Source organism: Blastococcus sp. SYSU DS0552, from assembly GCF_054050815.1.
Window position 1 is genome coordinate 1 of record NZ_JBJHAB010000015.1, and the last position, 17,654, is coordinate 17,654.

Here is a 17,654-nt window from a genome sequence, read left to right on the forward strand (position 1 = left end):
GATGCTGCGCGCCGGAGCGCTGGCCGATCTGCTGCTGCGCCCGTGGCAAGAGCAGCCGGTGGTGACCGCGCAGCTGACCGTGGTGGCCCCGCTGTCCGCGCTGACCCCGGCCGGGTTCCTCGCCGCCGGCGCCCCCGCACCGGCCGCCTTCACCCCACCCGGCGCCGCGTCCCCGGTCGGGGAGGTGGACGGGGAGCCGATCACCGCCGCCCACCTGCGCGAACTGCTCGCCGCCCTGGATGCCGCAGGCGTGCAGGCCCCACCCGGCGGCAGCCTGACCATCGCGCTCACCGACGCCACCGGAAGACTGCGGGCGGTCACCGGCCGCGCCGAGCTGGAGAAGCTGGCCACCCGCGGCTGCCCCGACCACCCCGACCACCCCGACCGGTCCTGCGGCTGCCCGCTGCTCGGCCCACCGGGTCCGGTGGACCGCTACCGGCCCTCGGCCGCCCAGCAACGCTTTCTCGCAACGCGGGATCGCACCTGCCGGCACCCCGGCTGCACCGTGCCCGCCGGCTGGGCCGACCTGGACCACGTCATCCCGCACGCCGACCGCGGCGCCACCGCCTGCGAGAACCTGTGCTGCCTGTGCCGCCACCACCACCGGCTCAAGACCTTCGCCCCCGGCTGGACCCACACCCTGGGCGACGACGGCGTGCTCACCGTCATCACCCCCACCGGGGTCACCCGCACCACCCGACCACCCGGCTACCGCGTCCTCACCGCACCACCGCAACCACCACCGCCACCACCCGAGCCGGACGCCGACCCACCCCCGTTCTGATCCCGTGCCGGGGCACTCGACCGATCCGGTGACGTCCCGCGCACCCCTGCGCCGCTCGTGGTCCCCGGCGCGGGACACTGTGCGCATGACGACGACCAGCCCACCGCAGACCGGAGACCTCTCGCTCCCGGCGCGACCGGGCTGGCCGGACGCCACCGGGCACTTCGGGGTCTTCGGGGGCCGGTTCGTCCCCGAGGCGCTGATCGCCGCCCTCGACGAGCTGACCGAGGCCTACGAGGCGATGCGGGTCGACCCGGCGTTCCTCAGCGAGTTCGCCCGCCTGCAGCGTGACTACACCGGCCGGCCGAGCCCGGTCACCGAGGTGCCGAAGTTCGCGGCGCACGCGGGCGGCGCGCGGGTCCTGCTCAAGCGCGAGGACCTCAACCACACCGGCTCGCACAAGATCAACAACGTGCTGGGCCAGGCCCTGCTCACCCGGCGGATCGGCAAGACCCGTGTCATCGCGGAGACCGGCGCCGGCCAGCACGGCGTCGCCACCGCCACCGCGGCGGCCCTGATGGGGCTGTCCTGCACCGTCTACATGGGCGAGGAGGACACCCGGCGCCAGGCGCTGAACGTTGCCCGCATGCGGCTGCTCGGCGCCGAGGTCGTCCCGGTCACCACCGGCTCGCGCACCCTCAAGGACGCGATCAACGAGGCCTTCCGCGACTGGGTCACCAACGTCGAGACCACCAACTACGTCTTCGGCACCGTCGCGGGGCCGCATCCGTTCCCGGCGATGGTCCGCGACTTCCAGCGGGTGATCGGCGACGAGGCCCGTGCCCAGGTGCTCGAGCGCGAGGGGCGCCTGCCCGACGCCGTCCTGGCCTGCGTCGGCGGGGGGTCCAACGCCATCGGCATCTTCACCGCCTTCGTCCCCGACGACGGGGTGCGGCTGATCGGCCTGGAGGCCGGCGGCGACGGCGTCGACACCGACCGCCACGCGGCCACGATCACCGGGGGCTCGCCCGGCGTCCTGCACGGCGCCCGGTCCTTCCTGCTGCAGGACGAGAACGGCCAGACCGTGGAGTCGCACTCGATCAGCGCGGGGCTGGACTACCCGGGCGTCGGCCCGGAGCACTCCTACCTGCACGACATCGGGCGGGCGGAGTACCGGCCGGTCACCGACGCCGAGGCGATGGAGGCATTCGCGCTGCTCTGCCGGACCGAGGGCATCATCCCGGCGATCGAGTCGGCGCACGCCCTCGCGGGGGCGCTGGCGCTGGGGCGCGAGCTGGGTCCGGACTCGCTGCTGCTGGTCAACCTCTCCGGCCGCGGCGACAAGGACGTGGAGACCGCGTCCCGGTGGTTCGGGCTGGGCGACCGGGACGACGCCGCCCCGGGCCCGGGCCTGGACACCGATCAGCAGCCCACCGAGGGCGGGGTCACCAACGACGAGGCCGTGGCCGGCCCGGACGCAGGGGAGATGGCGTGAGCAGGCTGGCCGAGCGGCTCGGCGCGGCGAGGACCGAGGGCCGGGCGGCGCTGATCGCCTACCTGCCGGTCGGCTATCCGGACGTCGAGGGGTCGATCGCCGCCATGGTGGCGGCCGTCGAGGCGGGGGCGGACGTGATCGAGGTCGGCGTCCCGTACAGCGACCCCGGCATGGACGGACCCGTCATCCAGCAGGCGGTGGACGTCGCCGTGCGGGCCGGGGTGGGCATGCGCGACGTCCTGCGGGCCGTCGAGGCGGTGGCCGCGGCCGGCGCCGTCCCGGTGGTGATGAGCTACTGGAACCCGATCGAGCGCTACGCCGTCGAGCGGTTCGCGACCGATCTGGCCGCGGCCGGGGGAGCGGGGGCCATCACCCCCGACCTCATCCCCGACGAGGCCGGTGCGTGGATCGCCGCCGCCGAGCGGTCCGACCTCGACCGGGTGTTCCTCGTCGCCCCGTCGTCGACCGACGCCCGGTTGCGGTCCACCACCGCCGCCTGCCGCGGGTTCGTGTACGCGGCCTCGACCATGGGGGTCACCGGCACCCGTGCCACCGTCGGCGACGCCGCCGAGCGGCTCGTGGCCCGCACCCGGGAGGCCGCGCCCGACCTCGCCGTCTGCGTCGGCCTCGGCGTCTCGGACGGCGACCAGGCCGCGGAGGTGGCCGCGTTCGCCGACGGGGTCATCGTCGGCTCCGCGTACGTGCGGGAGCTGCTCGAGGGGCGGGGGACCGAGGGCGTCCGCGTGCTGACCCGGGACCTGGCCGACGGCGTCCGCCGGGCGGAGGTGCGCGCGTGAGCGTCCTCGCGGCCATCCCCAGCCCCACCCAGGCCGTCTGGCACCTCGGTCCGCTGCCGATCCGCGCCTACGCGCTGTGCATCATCGCCGGGATCGTCGCCGCCATCGTGCTGACCCAGCGGCGCTGGGTCGCCCGGGGCGGGCACGCCGACGACGTGCTGGACATCGCCATCTGGGCCGTCCCCTTCGGCATCGCCGGCGGCCGGCTCTACCACGTGATCTCCAGCCCCCGCCCGTACTTCGGCGAGGGCGGCGACCCGCTGCGCGCCTTCGCCATCTGGGACGGCGGCCTCGGCATCTGGGGCGCGATCGCGCTCGGCGGGGTGGGGGCGTGGATCGCCTGCCGGCGGCGCGGCATCCCGCTGCCCGCGTTCGCCGACGCCCTGGCGCCCGGGCTGCTCGTCGCCCAGGCGATCGGCCGGCTGGGCAACTGGTTCAACAACGAGCTCTACGGCGGCCCGACCGACCTCCCCTGGGCGCTGACCATCTACGAGTGGAGCGGGGGCCAGGCGGTCACCGGCGCGGATGGTGAGCCGGTCGTCCTCGGGACGTTCCACCCGACGTTCCTCTACGAGATGCTGTGGAACCTCGCGGCCGCGGCGCTGGTCATCTGGGCCGATCGCCGCTTCCGGCTCGGCCACGGCCGCGCGTTCGCGCTCTACGTGGCGTCCTACTGCGCCGGGCGGCTGTGGATCGAGTTGCTGCGCACCGACCCCGCGGAGACCTTCTTCGGAGTCCGGGTCAACGTCTTCACCTCGATCGTCGTCGGCCTGCTCGCCGTCGCCTACTTCGTCTGGCAGCGCGGGCGCCCCAGGGAGGTCGTCGACCGCGGTCCCCGCCCGTCCTCCGGGCCGGCGGCCGAGGCGTCCGGCGAGTCGTCCGGGGCCTCGGCGGCCGGGGCGCGTGACGACGATCACCGACCGCCGACCACGGGCTGACGGCGGCACCGCCGGTCCGGTGCGACGACCCGCGGCCGGTGGGCGTGTGCACCGTCACGGATCGGCTTCGGACGTGTCAGGACGGTGTTACGGCTGTGTACTCTTCCGGCTGACCCGCCAGCGATCCTGGCCGGGTCGTAGTGTCGGACCGGGCCAGCGCTGCCCCGCGGACGACGGCCTGCCGGCACCAACCGGTGGGCTCGCGCGCCGCTGCCGGTCGGGGCCACCTGTGTCCGGCCGGTCCCCGCGCCTCCGCACGTGCCGCCCCTGACCGCCGCCCTTGACCCCCGGCCCGGGCCCCCGCCCCCCGTCCACCCCTCGCTCCGAGGGACGACGGTGCGCCGACGACGGGAGTGACATGACCGACCTTCCCGCCACCGCCACCGCGGCAGCCCCCGCCAGCGCTGTGCCGTTCTCCGCCGTGCCCGCCCCCAGCGGGCTCTACGACCCGGCCAACGACAAGGACGCCTGCGGTGTCGCCTTCGTGGCCGACGCCCGTGGCCGCCGGAGCCGCCGGATCGTCGCCGCCGGTCTCACCGCGCTGCACAACCTCGACCACCGCGGCGCCGCCGGCGCCGAGCCGAACTCGGGTGACGGGGCCGGCATCCTCACCCAGATCCCCGACGCGCTGCTGCGCGCCAGCGTGGGCTTCGACCTGCCGCCGCTCGGCGAGTACTCGGTCGGCATCGCGTTCCTGCCGACCGACGAGGCCGAGCGCGCCGCCCGGTACGACGACGTGGCCCGCCTCGCCGAGGAGGAGGGGCTCACCGTCCTCGGCTGGCGCGACGTCCCGGTCGAGCCCGAGGGCGCGGACCTCGGCCCCACGGCGCGGGCGGTGATGCCGCACTTCGCCCAGGTCTTCGTCGCCGAGACCATGGGCGGCCGGGCCGACGAGAAGGCCTTCGGCGGGAACGTCGTCTGCAACGGGGTCACCCGGCTGGAGCGGCGCTCCTTCGTGCTGCGCAAGCGTGCCGAGCGGGCCGCCGTCGACGCGGGCAGCTCGCTGTACATCGCCTCGCTGTCGTCGCGCACGATCACCTACAAGGGCATGCTCACCACCGACCAGCTGCCGCTGTTCTTCACCGACCTGCGCGACGAGCGCTACGAGTCGGCGATCGCGCTGGTGCACAGCCGGTTCTCCACCAACACCTTCCCGAGCTGGCCGCTGGCCCACCCGTTCCGCTTCATCGCGCACAACGGGGAGATCAACACGATCAAGGGCAACCGCAACCGGATGCGCGCCCGCGAGGCCAAGCTGGAGACCGAGCTGTTCGACGGCCCGGCCGGCCCGGCCAGCGAGCTCGGCCTGGACCGGATCTTCCCGGTCACCGCCAGCGACTTCAGCGACTCGGCGACCTTCGACGAGGTCCTCGAGCTGCTGCACCTGTCCGGCCGCTCGCTGCCGCACGCGGTGCTGATGATGATCCCCGAGGCGTGGGAGAACCACGCCGAGATGGACGCCGCCCGCCGGGCCTTCTACCGCTTCCACTCCTCGATCATGGAGCCGTGGGACGGCCCCGCCGCCGTCTGCTTCACCGACGGCACGCTGATCGGCGCGGTGCTCGACCGCAACGGCCTGCGCCCGGGCCGCTGGTGGCACACCAAGGACGACCTGGTGGTCATGGCCAGCGAGGTCGGCGTGCTCGACATCCCGGCAGCCGACGTCGTGGCCAAGGGCCGGCTGCAGCCGGGCCGCATGTTCCTCGTCGACACCGCCTCGGGGCGGATCGTCTCCGACGAGGAGGTCAAGGGCGCCCTGGCCGCGGAGCACCCCTACGACGACTGGCTGCACGCCGGCCTGGTGCACCTGCCGCAGCTGCCCGAGCGCCGTCGCTCCCGGCCCAGCCACGAGTCGGTCGTGCGCCGTCAGCTCCTCTTCGGCTACACCGAGGAGGACCTGCGCATGCTGGTCACGCCGATGGCGGCCAGCGGCGCCGAGCCGATCGGCTCGATGGGTACCGACACCCCCATCGCCGCGCTGTCGGACCGCTCCCGGCTGCTCTACGACTACTTCGGTCAGCTGTTCGCGCAGGTGACCAACCCGCCGCTGGACGCCATCCGTGAGGAGCTGGTGACCAGCCTGGGCCGCACCTTCGGCCCGGAGCAGAACCTGCTCGCCGCCACCCCGGCGTCCTGCCGGCAGGTCTACCTGCCCTTCCCGGTCATCGACAACGACGAGCTGGCCAAGATCCTGCACATCGACGACGACGGCGACCTGCCCGGGTACGCCGCCGTCCGGGTCACCGGTCACTTCGACGTCAACGGCGGCGGCACGGCGCTGGCCGAGGCGATCGAGCAGCTGCGCACCAAGGTCTCCAAGGCCATCTCCGCCGGCGCCCGGATCATCGTGCTCTCCGACCGCGACTGCGACGAGCAGCGCGCTCCCATCCCGTCGCTGCTGATGACCGCCGCGGTGCACCACCACCTGGTGCGGGAGAAGACCCGCATGGAGGTCGGCCTCGTCGTCGAGTCCGGCGACTGCCGCGAGGTGCACCACGTCGCGCTGCTGCTGGGCTACGGCGCCGCAGCGGTCAACCCCTACCTGGCCTTCGAGTCGATCGAGGACCTCATCCGCGACGGCGTCCTCACCGGCGTCGAGCCCGCCCAGGCGGTGCGCAACGTGGTGAAGGCGCTGGGCAAGGGCGTCCTGAAGGTCATGAGCAAGATGGGCATCAGCACCGTCGGCTCGTACACGATGGCGCAGATCTTCGAGGCCGTCGGCCTCTCCCAGGAGCTCGTCGACGAGTACTTCACCGGCACCTCCTGCCCCCTGGGCGGCGTCGGCATCGACGTGCTGGCCGAGGAGGTGGCCATGCGCCACCGCCGCGCCTACCCGGAGAACCCCACCGAGACCGCGCACCGCCGCCTCGAGGTCGGCGGCGAGTACCAGTGGCGCCGCGAGGGCGAGGTGCACCTGTTCAACCCCGAGACGGTGTTCCTCCTGCAGCACGCCACGCGCTCCCGGCAGTACGACGTCTTCGAGAAGTACACGCAGACCGTCGACAAGATGTCCGAGGAAGCCGCCACGCTGCGCGGCCTGTTCACGCTGAAGACCGGCGTGCGTCCGCCCGTGCCGCTCGACGAGGTGGAGCCGGTCAGCGAGATCGTGAAGCGCTTCAACACCGGCGCGATGAGCTACGGCTCGATCTCGCAGGAGGCGCACGAGACCCTCGCCATCGCCATGAACCGCCTCGGCGGTCGCTCGAACACCGGCGAGGGCGGTGAGGACCCCGACCGGTTCACCCCCGACCCGAACGGCGACCTGCGCCGCTCGGCGATCAAGCAGGTGGCCTCCGGCCGGTTCGGCGTCACCAGCGAGTACCTGGTCAACGCCGACGACATCCAGATCAAGATGGCGCAGGGCGCCAAGCCCGGCGAGGGCGGGCAGCTGCCCGGCGGCAAGGTCTACCCGTGGGTCGCCCGGACCCGGCACTCGACGCCGGGCGTCGGCCTGATCAGCCCACCGCCGCACCACGACATCTACTCGATCGAGGACCTCAAGCAGCTCATCCACGACCTGAAGAACGCCAACGACCAGGCGCGGGTGCACGTCAAGCTCGTCGCCGAGGTCGGCGTCGGCACGGTCGCGGCGGGTGTCAGCAAGGCGCACGCCGACGTCGTCCTGATCTCCGGGTTCGACGGCGGCACCGGTGCCGCGCCGCTCACCTCGCTGAAGCACGCGGGCTCGCCGTGGGAGCTCGGTCTGGCGGAGACCCAGCAGACCCTGCTGGCCAACGGGCTGCGCGACCGCATCGTGGTGCAGGTCGACGGCCAGATGAAGACCGGTCGCGACGTGATCGTCGCGGCGCTGCTGGGGGCCGAGGAGTTCGGCTTCGCGACCGCGCCGCTGGTGGTCTCCGGCTGCGTCATGATGCGGGTCTGCCACCTCGACACCTGCCCGGTCGGCGTCGCCACCCAGAACCCGGAGCTGCGCAAGCGGTTCACCGGGCGGCCGGAGTTCGTGGTTACCTTCTTCGAGTTCCTCGCCGAGCAGGTGCGCTCCTACCTGGCCGAGCTGGGCTTCCGGTCCATCGACGAGGCCGTCGGCCACGCCGAGCTGCTGGACACCCGCCAGGCCGTCGACCACTGGAAGGCGCAGGGCCTCGACCTCGCACCGGTGCTCGTGGTGCCCGAGCTGCCCGAGGGCACGCCGCGGCGGGCCGTGCGCGGCCAGGACCACGGCCTGGACGTGGCGCTGGACCAGACGCTCATCCAGCTGTGCGAGGGGGCGCTGCTCGACGCGCGACCGGTGAGCCTGGAGCTGCCGGTGCGCAACGTCAACCGCACCGTGGGCACGATGCTGGGGTCGATGGTCACCCGCCGCTTCGGCGGCGAGGGGCTGCCCGACGGCACGATCGACCTCACCTTCGGCGGGTCGGCCGGGCAGTCGTTCGGCGCGTTCGTGCCGCGCGGCATCACCATGCGGCTGTTCGGTGACGCCAACGACTACGTCGGCAAGGGGCTGTCCGGCGGCCGGATCATCGTGCGGCCGTCCCGCGAGGCGTCGTTCGCGGCCGAGGACAACGTCATCGCCGGCAACGTCATCGGCTACGGCGCCACGGGCGGGGAGATCTTCCTCCGGGGCCGGGTCGGCGAGCGGTTCTGCGTCCGCAACTCCGGGGCGCTCGCCGTCGTGGAGGGCGTGGGCGACCACGCCCTCGAGTACATGACCGGCGGCCGCGCGGTGATCCTGGGCGCGACCGGGCGCAACATCGCCGCCGGCATGTCCGGCGGCATCGCTTACGTGCTCGACCTGGCCCGTCACCGGGTGAACCCCGAGATGGTGGACGTCGAACCGCTGGACGGCGAGTCGGCGCAGTGGCTGCGCGACGTGCTCGTGCGCTACGCGGCCGACACCGAGTCGACCGTGGCGACCGCGCTGCTGGCCGACTGGGGCCGCTGGTCGGAGCAGTTCAGCGTGATCATGCCGCGCGACTACCGGCGGGCACTGGAGGCCCGACGGGCCGCGGAGGCCGCCGGTACGGACGTGGACCGAGCAGTGATGGAGGCGGCACGTGGCTGACCAGACCGGTTTTCTGAAGTACGAGCGCGACCTCCCGCCGCGCCGCCCCGTCGAGGTCCGCCTCCTGGACTGGAAGGACGTCTACACCCGGCGCCAGAAGGGGGAGGACCCGTTGTTCCCGACGGCGGAGGTGCGCAAGCAGGCCGCCCGCTGCATGGACTGCGGCATCCCGTTCTGCCACCACGCCTGCCCGGTGGCGAACCTGATCCCGGAGTGGAACGACCTCGCCCGCCGCGACGACTGGCACGACGCGATCGAGCGGCTGCACGCGACGAACAACTTCCCGGAGTTCACCGGGAAGCTCTGCCCGGCGCCGTGCGAGGGCTCCTGCGTGCTGAACCTGCAGGAGTCGCCGGTCACCATCAAGCAGATCGAGTGGGAGATCATCGACCGCGCCTGGGACGAGGGCTGGGTGCAGCCGCAGACCTCGGCCGAGCGCACCGGCAAGAAGGTCGCCGTCGTCGGGTCCGGCCCCGCCGGGCTGGCCGCCGGCCAGCAGCTCACCCGGGCCGGCCACGACGTGACCGTCTACGAGCGGGCCGACCGCATCGGCGGGCTGATCCGCTACGGCATCCCCGAGTTCAAGATGGAGAAGTCCGTCCTGGACCGGCGGCTGGACCAGATGCGCGCCGAGGGCACCCGGTTCGTCACCGGCGTCGAGGTGGGCGGTAGCGGCGAGGGTGACCTGTCGGTCGAGCAGCTGCGTGGCGACTTCGACGCCGTGGTGCTCGCCGGCGGCGCGACCATCGGCCGCGACCTCCCGGCTCCCGGCCGTGAGCTGGCCGGCATCCACCTGGCCATGGAGTACCTGCCCTACGGCAACCGCCAGGCTCTCGGCGAGCTCGACGACCCGCCGATCAACGCCCACGGCAAGCACGTCGTGATCATCGGTGGCGGTGACACCGGTGCCGACTGCCTCGGCACCGCCCACCGCCAGGGCGCGGCCTCGGTCACGCAGCTGGAGATCATGCCGGCGCCGCCGGACCGTCGCGACCAGGCCAGCAACCCGTGGCCGACCTACCCGATGATCATGCGCGTCTCCAGCGCGCACGAGGAGGGCGGCGAGCGGCTGTACTCGGTCAACACCGAGCGGTTCCTCGGCGACGAGAACGGCAACGTCCGCGCGCTGCTCCTCCACGAGGTCGAGCGCGTCGACGGCCGGTTCCAGAAGATCGAGGGGACCGAGCGAGAGCTCCCCGCCGACCTGGTGTTCCTCGCCATGGGCTTCACCGGGGCGCAGCGCGAGGGCCTCGTCGACACCCTCGGCGTCGAGGTCGACGGCCGGGGCAACGTCTCCCGTGACGGGGAGTTCATGTCCACCGTGCCCGGCGTCTTCGTGGCCGGCGACATGGGCCGGGGCCAGTCGCTCATCGTCTGGGCGATCGCGGAGGGTCGCGCCGCTGCTGCCGCCGTCGACACCTGGCTGACCGGGGAGTCCATGCTGCCCCGGCCGGTCACCCCGACGGCGGTCGCGCTGCGGTAGCAGCACCCGCTCCAGCCCCGGGCCCGGTTCCTACCGGTCGGTATCACCGACACGCGGGAACCGGGCCCGGGTCGCTCCGCCACCGAGTTCGTCGTGGCACTAGCGTTATCCCCATGTCCCGCCGCGCGAAGATCGTCTGCACCCTCGGTCCGGCCACCAGCTCCGCCGAGCAGGTCACCGCCCTCGTCGAGTCGGGGATGGACATCGCCCGCCTCAACTTCAGCCACGGTTCCCACGAGGACCACGCGACCGCCTACCACCTGGTGCGGCAGGCCTCCGACAGCACCGGCCACGCCGTGGCCATCCTGGCGGACCTCCAGGGGCCCAAGATCCGGCTGGGCACCTTCGCCGACGGTCCGGTCACCTGGGCGACCGGCAGCGAGGTCTGCATCACCGTCGAGGACGTCGAGGGCACCGCGGAGCGGGTCTCGACCACCTACAAGGACCTCGCCAACGACGTCCGGGTGGGGGACCGGCTCCTGGTGGACGACGGCAACCTCTCCCTCAGCGTCGTCCGCGTCGAGGGCCCCGACGTCTTCTGCCTCGTCGTCGAGGGCGGCAAGGTGTCGAACAACAAGGGGCTCTCGCTGCCCGGGGTGGCGGTGAGCGTGCCGGCCCTGTCGGACAAGGACGAGCGCGACCTGCGGTTCGCCCTGCACCTCGGCGTGGACTTCATCGCGCTGTCCTTCGTGCGCTCGCCCGCGGACGTGGCGCTGGTCCGCGACATCATGCGCCAGGAGGACATCTCCGTCCCGGTCATCGCCAAGCTGGAGAAGCCCGAGGCGGTGCGCAACCTCGATGCCATCGTCGAGGCGTTCGACGGCATCATGGTCGCTCGCGGGGACCTGGGCGTGGAGCTCGCCCTCGAGCAGGTGCCGCTGGTGCAGAAGCGGGCCATCCAGGCGGCCCGCGAGCGCAACAAGCCGGTCATCGTGGCGACCCAGATGCTCGAGTCGATGATCACCAACTCGCGGCCGACCCGCGCGGAGGCCTCCGACGTCGCCAACGCCGTGCTCGACGGCGCCGACGCGGTGATGCTCTCGGGGGAGACCTCCGTCGGGGCGTACCCGATCGGCGCGGTCCGGACGATGGACCGGATCATCGAGGCGGTCGAGAGCGACCACCTGTGGGTGCCCGAGGTGGCACGGCGGTCGCGGTCCCGCTCCGGCGCGATCGTCCGGGCGGCGCGGGACATCGGGGAGTCCCTGGACGTCAAGGCGCTGGCCACCTTCACGCAGACGGGGGAGACCGCCCGGCGGCTCGCGGCGCTGCACCCCAGGCAGCCGCTGCTCGCGTTCACCGTCGACGCGAGGGTGCGCAGCCAGCTCGCCCTGTCGTGGGGCGTGGAGACCTTCCTGGTGCCCATGGTGGAGCACACCGACGACATGGTGGCGCAGGTGGACTTCTCGCTGCTGTCCATCGGCCGGCTGAAGGTGGGCGACCGGGTGGTCGTGGTGGCGGGCAGCCCGCCCAACACGGTCGGGTCCACGAACCTCATCCGCGTGCACGAGGTGGGGACGGACTCGTGACCGGGGGGCCGCAGGACACCCAGGCGGCGGCGCTGCTGTCGGTGCTCGACCTCGCCGAGCGCGAGCCCGACGTGTTCGTCGGCAAGACGCCGAGCAGTGAGCGGCAGCGGATCTTCGGCGGGCAGGTGGCCGGCCAGGCGCTCGTGGCCGCGGGCCGCACCGTGCCCGGCGAGCGGGGCGTGCACTCGCTGCACTCCTACTTCCTCCGGCCCGGCGACCCGTCGGAGGAGATCCGCTACTCCGTCGACCGGATCCGCGACGGGCGCTCGTTCTCCACCCGGCGGGTCATCGCCTGCCAGCGGCGCGGGGGCGAGGACGTGGCGATCTTCGCTCTCACCGCCGACTTCCACGCGGGGGAGCCCGCCGTGGCGGAGCACTCCCTGCCCATGCCGGAGGCGCCCGGCCCCGACGAGATGATGGGCACCGACGAGGTCGTGGCCCGGCACGGCGAGCGGGCCGCGTTCATGGCGGCGATGGGGCGGGTCGTCGAGCAGCGCTTCCAGCAGGACCCGTTCGCCGCGCCGCCCAAGTCGCCGCCGCACACGCAGTCGTGGACCTGGTTCCGCGTCGCCGGCGAGCTGGGGGACGACCCGGTGGTGCAGGCGGCGGCGCTGACGTTCGTCAGCGACCTGACCCTGCTCTCGGCGGGGTTCGCCCGGCTGGGCGGGGGGTGGCCGGACTTCATCGGCGCCAGCCTCGACCACGCCGTGTGGTTCCACCAGCCGGTGCGTGCCGACGACTGGCTGCTCTACGAGACCGACAGCCCCGCGGCGTCGGCAGGGCGCGCGCTCTGCTTCGGGCAGATCTGGTCCGCCGACGGCCGGCACGTGGCCACCGTGGCGCAGGAGGGGCTCATCCGGTCCCTGGACCGGTGAGCCCCGGCCCCGCCGCTCAGGCGGGGCCCGCGCCCGCCGTGTCGCCGGTGCGCTCCCCGTCCGGCTGCGCAGCCGGCTGCTCGGCCCGTTCGCGCTCGGCCCGTTCGCGCTCGGCGGCGCGTGCCGCGGCCTGCTCGGCGGCCTGGGTGGCGAAGTCGGCGGCCAGCCAGTCGTGGCCCTCGGTCAGCAGGGCCCACACCCGCTCGACGTGCGCCCGCGTCGTCGCCGGCGAGCCGATCGCGACGCGCAGGACCACCTCCCGGCGCACGGTGGTGTGCGTCAGGAAGACCTCGCCGCCGTCGTTGAGGCGGTCGAGCAGCGTCATCGTCGCGACGTCGGCGTCGACACCGGCCGGCCAGCGGGGCTGGAGGCAGACCAGGGACAGCGGGTGCGGTGCGACGACGTCGAACCGGTCGTCGGCCGCGGCCCAGCCGGCCAGCTCCTGGGCCAGCGCCACGTGCCCCCGGACGTGGGCGCGCAGCCCTTCCGCGCCGTACCAGCGGAGGACGAACCAGAGCTTGAGCGCGCGGAAGCGCCGGCCGAGCTCGATCTGCCAGTCGCGGTAGTCGACGACGGCGCCGGCGTCGGTGGCGGCGTTGCGCAGGTAGTCGGGGAGGATCGCCAGGGCGCCGGTGAGGGCCGCCCGGTCGGCGACCCAGAAGAGCGTCGCGTCGAAGCCGGTGAGCAGCCACTTGTGGGCGTCGGTGGTGTAGCTGTCGGCCCACTCGACGCCGGCCTGCAACTCGCGCAGCTCGGGGGCGACCGCGCTCACGCCGGCGTACGCGGCGTCGACGTGCAGCCAGACGCCGTGCTGCTGGCAGATGGGACCGATGGCGGCCAGCGGGTCGACCGCGGTGGTCGACGTCGTGCCGATGGTCGCGCAGACCAGCACGGGCCGGTACCCGCGGGCGACGTCCCGCTCGAGCCGGGCGGCGAGCGCCCCCGGGTTCATCGCGAGGTCGCCGTCGACCTCCACGATCCGGACCGCATCGCTGCCCAGGCCGGCGATGCGCACGGCCTTCTCCATCGACGAGTGCGTCTCGGCGGACACGTAGACGGTGGCGCGGTCGGGCTGCACCCCGCCGCGGACGGTGGCCCCGCCGGAGGCGCGGTGGAGGGCGGCCAGCAGCGCGACGAGGTTCGCCCCGGAGCTGGAGTCCTGGACGACGCCCCCGCCGCTGCCCGTGGAGAGGAAGGACTCCGGCAGGCCCAGCAGGCCGGCGAACCAGTCCATGACGTGCTGTTCCAGCTCGGTCGCCGCCGGGCTGGTCACCCAGGACATGCCCTGCACGCCCAGGCCCGCCGAGACCAGGTCGCCGAGCACCGACGGGCCGGAGGTGTTGGCCGGGAAGTAGCCGAAGAACCCCGGGTGCTGCCAGTGCGTGATGCCCGGCATGACCACGCGGTCCAGATCGGCCAGCACCGCGGAGAACGGTTCACCCGACTCCGGGGGATCCGCGGGCAGCGCCGCGCGGACGTCGCCGGGGGAGACCTGCGAGCGCACCGGGAAGGAGGCGATGCGCGTCCAGTAGTCGGCGATCCAGTCGACCACCTCGTGGCCGTGCTGCCGGAACTGCTCGGGCGTCATGTGCGGCGCGGGCTCGGTCACGGTGCCACCGTATTGCGTCGCTCAGCGCGACCGGGGAGGGCACCCGGGCGCGGTACCGGGGCCGTCCGGCCCGCTGCCGGCGACGAGCCGGTCGCCGAGGTCGGAGCGGCGGTAGAGCACCGAGCGCCCGTGCCGGGCGGAGAGGAGCAGGCCGGCGGCGCGCAGCGCGCGCAGGTGCTGGTTGACCGCGGGGGTGGTGACCCCCAGGCGCACCGCGAGCTCGGTGGACGACGACGGGGTGGCCAGCTCGGTGAGCAGCCCGGCGCGGACAGCTCCGATCAGGCCCGCGAGCGCCGCCGGAGAGGTCAGCCGCCGGCTCTCCCACAGCGTGCCCACCCCGCGGGCGGCGTACATGACCAGCGGCGGTTCCTCGGGCGAGATGGGGGCGGAGGCGGTGCGCCCGAACAGCGTGGGCACGAGCGTCAGCCCCTCCCCGCTGGTCGACCGGGTGTAGCTGATCGCCGCTTTCAGGCGCACCGAGACGACGCCGTCGGCGAAGCTCACCGTCTCGCCGAGGTGGGCGAACGTGTGCGCCATCCCGCGCTGGGCCAGTTCCCGTCCGCGGTGGACGACGTCGGCCTCGAGCACCGCGCGCATCCGCGGCCACGCGTCCTCGGCGAACGATCGCTCCCAGTACCCGAGCAGCGCGTCGACGATCCGGGCGCGCACCGCCTGCGGGCTCCCGCGCAGCGCCGGCGGCAGGGGGTCGTGCAGCACGCGGAGGTCGCGGACGACGACCGCGGGGTCGGTGTCCGCCACTGCGCGGAGCTCCTCCTCGATCCGGGTCAGCGGGGAGTGCGGCCGCGGGGTGAGGAAGTCCGGCGTCCACAGCTCCTCGTTGGTCAGGGCCAGCAGCACGTCCCCGTCGAGGTCCGGGCGTGCGGCCTCGACGCGGTGCAGCCAGGGCAGGTGCAGCGGGTAGCGGCCGGGGTCGCGCCACGCCCGCAGGGAGAAGACGAGCTCGTTGAGCGGCGAGATGGCGAAGCGGACGTCCGCCAGGTCCATCCCGGCCAGCTCGTAGCGGATCATGAAGTACAACGCTACATCGATCGGTCTTCCCGTCTCCGGCTGGCAGAACTCCCCCGTGCCCTCCGCGATCGCGGCGGCGCCGGCGAGATGGTCGGCGGCCGCCTCCTCCACGCTGCGCCCGTCCGACCCGCTGGCCCGGGCGCTGACCTGGTCCACCATGGCCGGGTCGCTCAGCAGCGGGCTGTTCTACAGCGTCAGCGCGCTCTTCTTCACCCGGGTCGTCGGCCTGGCGCCCACCACGGTGGGGCTAGGACTCGTCGTCGCCGGAGCCGTCGGCGTGGCCGGCAGCTTCGGTGCCGGCTACCTCGCCGACCGCGTCGGCGCGGAACGCGTCCTGCTGGCGGCGACCGCCGCCCAGGGCGTGGCACTGCTGGCGTACGGCATCGCGACGAGCGCGGTCGCGTTCGTCCTCACCGCCTGCTGTGCGGTCGGGTTCCGCGAGGTCCAGGGCACCGCCCGCTCCGCACTGCTGGCCAGGTGCTTCCCCGGCGCGGACCGCGTCGGCGTGCGGGCGCGGCTGCGGGTGGTGACCAACGTCTTCATCGGCCTGGGCACCTGCCTGGCCGCGGGTGCGCTGCTGCACGACACCGCGGGCGCCTACCGGGCCACGCTCGCCGCGGTCGGCGTCCTCGTGCTGCTCTCCTGCCTGCCGCTGCTCGGCCTCCCGGCGCTCGTGCGGGGGCGCTGCGGCGACACCCCGGCCGTCACGCTCGCGCAGGCGCCGGGAGGTCGCTCGCCGCTGCGGGACGGGCGCTACCTGGCCGTCGCCGGCCTCAACGCGGTCCTCGCCATGCACTTCGGGTTGCAGACCGTCGGCGTCCCGCTCTGGGTGGCCGGCGGGACGGCCGCGCCCCCGGTGACCGTCTCGGTGCTCCTCGTGCTGAACACGGTGCTCATCGCGCTCTTCCAGGTCCGGGCCGCGCGCGGCACCCACGACATCCCCACCGCCGGGCGCGCCGTGGCGCTGGCCGGGGCCATGCTGGCGGTGGCGTGCGCGCTGTACGCGGCGGCCGGCCTCGGCGGCGTCGTGGTGGCGGTCGGCGTGCTGGTGCTCGCGGCCCTCGCGCACACCGCCGGCGAGATGTGGGGTGAGGCCGGCAGTTGGGGGCTGGCCTTCGAGCTGGCCGACGAGCGCCGCGCCGGGGCGTACCAGGGGGTGAGCCAGACCGGCTACGCCCTCGGTGCGATGGCCGCGCCGCTGGTGGTCACCGCGACCGCCGTCGAGCACGGCGCGGCGGGGTGGGCGGTGCTCGGTGCGATCTTCCTCGTCGCCGGGCTGCTCACGCTCGCCATCGCACGCCGGGCGGCCGACCCGGTGGAACGGTGACCGCTCGGTGCCCCCGGTGCGACTCGAACGCACACTGCGCGGGTTTTGAATCCGCTCCCTCTGCCGATTGGGGTACGGGGGCGTGCCGGCCAGGTGCGACCGGCGCCCGAGAAGAGTAGCCGGGCGGTGGGCCGGCGCCCACGCCGATAGGCTGCCACCCCGTGAGCAGCGAGCCGATCCGGGTTCTGATCGCCGAGGACGAGGCGTTGATCCGTCTCGACCTCAAGGAGATGCTCGAGGAGGAGGGGTATCTGGTCGTCGCCGAGGTCGGTGACGGCCAGCAGGCCGTGGAACGCGCCGAGGAGCTCCGCCCCGACCTGGTCATCCTCGACATCCAGATGCCGGTGCTCGACGGGCTCTCCGCCGCCGAGCAGATCGCCTCGGCCCGCGTGGCGCCGGTCATCGTGCTCACCGCGTTCAGCCAGCGCGAGCTGGTGGAGCGGGCGCGCGACGCCGGGGCGATGGCGTACCTGGTCAAGCCGTTCTCCAAGAACGACCTCGTGCCGGCCATCGAGGTGGCGCGGGGCCGGTTCGCCGAGATGACCGCGCTCGACGGCGAGGTGAAGTCGCTCGAGGAGCGGCTGGAGACCCGCAAGGTCGTCGAGCGGGCGAAGGGCCGGCTGATGGCCGACCAGGGCATGACCGAGGCCGAGGCGTTCCGCTGGATCCAGCGCACCGCCATGAACCAGCGGACCAGCATGAAGGCCCTCGCGGAGTCGATCCTGACGGCCACCGCGACGCCCGACGACAGCACCGCCTGATCCCGGACGGCGTTCCGGCAGGTCTGTCGCGCCGCAGCGTCGCCTGGCGATCACCGACCGTGCC

At 73.7% G+C, this 17,654-nt stretch carries 12 protein-coding genes and 1 tRNA gene; 10 read left to right on the forward strand and 3 right to left on the reverse strand.

Translation table 11 applies throughout. From position 1 onward, the window contains the following. From ACI8AG_RS15080 to ACI8AG_RS15115, 8 genes are all read left to right on the forward strand, one after another. Window positions 1-784 (forward strand): HNH endonuclease signature motif containing protein (locus tag ACI8AG_RS15080; RefSeq protein WP_456597692.1); only part of this gene is annotated, 784 nt, incomplete at its 5' end. An 85-nt stretch (window positions 785-869) separates the two neighbouring features. Further along, window positions 870-2,219, forward strand: a complete 1,350-nt coding sequence (gene trpB / locus ACI8AG_RS15085) for a tryptophan synthase subunit beta (RefSeq protein ID WP_456597693.1) — start codon at window positions 870-872, stop codon at window positions 2,217-2,219. After that, a complete protein-coding gene (gene trpA / locus ACI8AG_RS15090) occupies window positions 2,216-3,016 on the forward strand; it encodes a tryptophan synthase subunit alpha (protein WP_456597694.1) in 801 nt (266 codons plus the stop codon). The genes trpB and trpA overlap by 4 nt, the downstream gene beginning before the upstream one ends. Further along, window positions 3,013-3,954 (forward strand): prolipoprotein diacylglyceryl transferase, encoded by a 942-nt coding sequence (lgt, locus tag ACI8AG_RS15095; protein ID WP_456597695.1) that lies wholly within the window; start codon window positions 3,013-3,015, stop codon window positions 3,952-3,954. The genes trpA and lgt overlap by 4 nt, the downstream gene beginning before the upstream one ends. A 358-nt stretch (window positions 3,955-4,312) precedes the next feature. Next, a complete protein-coding gene (gene gltB / locus ACI8AG_RS15100) occupies window positions 4,313-8,977 on the forward strand; it encodes a glutamate synthase large subunit (protein WP_456597696.1) in 4,665 nt (1,554 codons plus the stop codon). Then, window positions 8,970-10,460 carry a glutamate synthase subunit beta gene (locus ACI8AG_RS15105; RefSeq protein WP_456597697.1) on the forward strand — a complete coding sequence of 497 codons (1,491 nt, stop codon included), beginning with the start codon at window positions 8,970-8,972 and terminating at the stop codon, window positions 10,458-10,460. Before gltB ends, ACI8AG_RS15105 begins: the two co-directional genes overlap by 8 nt. A gap of 113 nt (window positions 10,461-10,573) precedes the next feature. Continuing rightward, a complete protein-coding gene (gene pyk / locus ACI8AG_RS15110) occupies window positions 10,574-11,989 on the forward strand; it encodes a pyruvate kinase (RefSeq protein WP_456597698.1) in 1,416 nt (471 codons plus the stop codon). Next, window positions 11,986-12,864: an acyl-CoA thioesterase gene (locus ACI8AG_RS15115; RefSeq protein WP_456588596.1), complete on the forward strand. Its 879-nt coding sequence runs from the start codon at window positions 11,986-11,988 to the stop codon at window positions 12,862-12,864. Before pyk ends, ACI8AG_RS15115 begins: the two co-directional genes overlap by 4 nt. Window positions 12,865-12,880: 16 nt before the next feature. Here ACI8AG_RS15115 and ACI8AG_RS15120 read toward each other — a convergent pair whose 3' ends face one another. Together ACI8AG_RS15120 and ACI8AG_RS15125 are read right to left on the reverse strand one after the other, a co-directional pair. Continuing rightward, window positions 12,881-14,473, reverse strand: coding sequence for a pyridoxal-dependent decarboxylase (locus ACI8AG_RS15120; protein ID WP_456597699.1), 1,593 nt, complete (start codon window positions 14,471-14,473; stop codon window positions 12,881-12,883). Window positions 14,474-14,494: 21 nt separating this feature from the next. After that, the gene (locus ACI8AG_RS15125) at window positions 14,495-15,661 is read right to left on the reverse strand and encodes a DUF5937 family protein (RefSeq protein ID WP_456597700.1); all 1,167 of its coding nucleotides are present in this window, start codon (window positions 15,659-15,661) and stop codon (window positions 14,495-14,497) included. Here ACI8AG_RS15125 and ACI8AG_RS15130 point away from each other — a divergent pair. Then, on the forward strand, window positions 15,660-16,829 hold the full coding sequence (locus ACI8AG_RS15130; RefSeq protein ID WP_456597701.1) for an MFS transporter: 1,170 nt from the start codon (window positions 15,660-15,662) through the stop codon (window positions 16,827-16,829). The two genes, ACI8AG_RS15125 and ACI8AG_RS15130, sit on opposite strands and share 2 nt — an antisense overlap. Window positions 16,830-16,837: 8 nt before the next feature. Here the strand turns inward: ACI8AG_RS15130 and ACI8AG_RS15135 are convergent. Next, window positions 16,838-16,911 (reverse strand) — tRNA-Leu (locus tag ACI8AG_RS15135). Between the two features lie 79 nt (window positions 16,912-16,990). On the opposite strand from ACI8AG_RS15135, the gene ACI8AG_RS15140 reads away from it, so the two are divergent. Beyond that, a complete protein-coding gene (locus ACI8AG_RS15140) occupies window positions 16,991-17,590 on the forward strand; it encodes an ANTAR domain-containing response regulator (RefSeq protein ID WP_456597702.1) in 600 nt (199 codons plus the stop codon). Window positions 17,591-17,654: the final 64 nt, after the last annotated feature.

Coding starts and splice junctions, on each gene's coding strand:
- ACI8AG_RS15125 (WP_456597700.1), bottom strand. CDS start 15,661: ATGGTGGACCAGGTCAGCGCCCGGGCCAGCGGGTCGGACGGGCGCAGC.
- pyk (WP_456597698.1), top strand. CDS start 10,574: ATGTCCCGCCGCGCGAAGATCGTCTGCACCCTCGGTCCGGCCACCAGC.
- trpB (WP_456597693.1), top strand. CDS start 870: ATGACGACGACCAGCCCACCGCAGACCGGAGACCTCTCGCTCCCGGCG.
- gltB (WP_456597696.1), top strand. CDS start 4,313: ATGACCGACCTTCCCGCCACCGCCACCGCGGCAGCCCCCGCCAGCGCT.
- ACI8AG_RS15130 (WP_456597701.1), top strand. CDS start 15,660: ATGGCCGGGTCGCTCAGCAGCGGGCTGTTCTACAGCGTCAGCGCGCTC.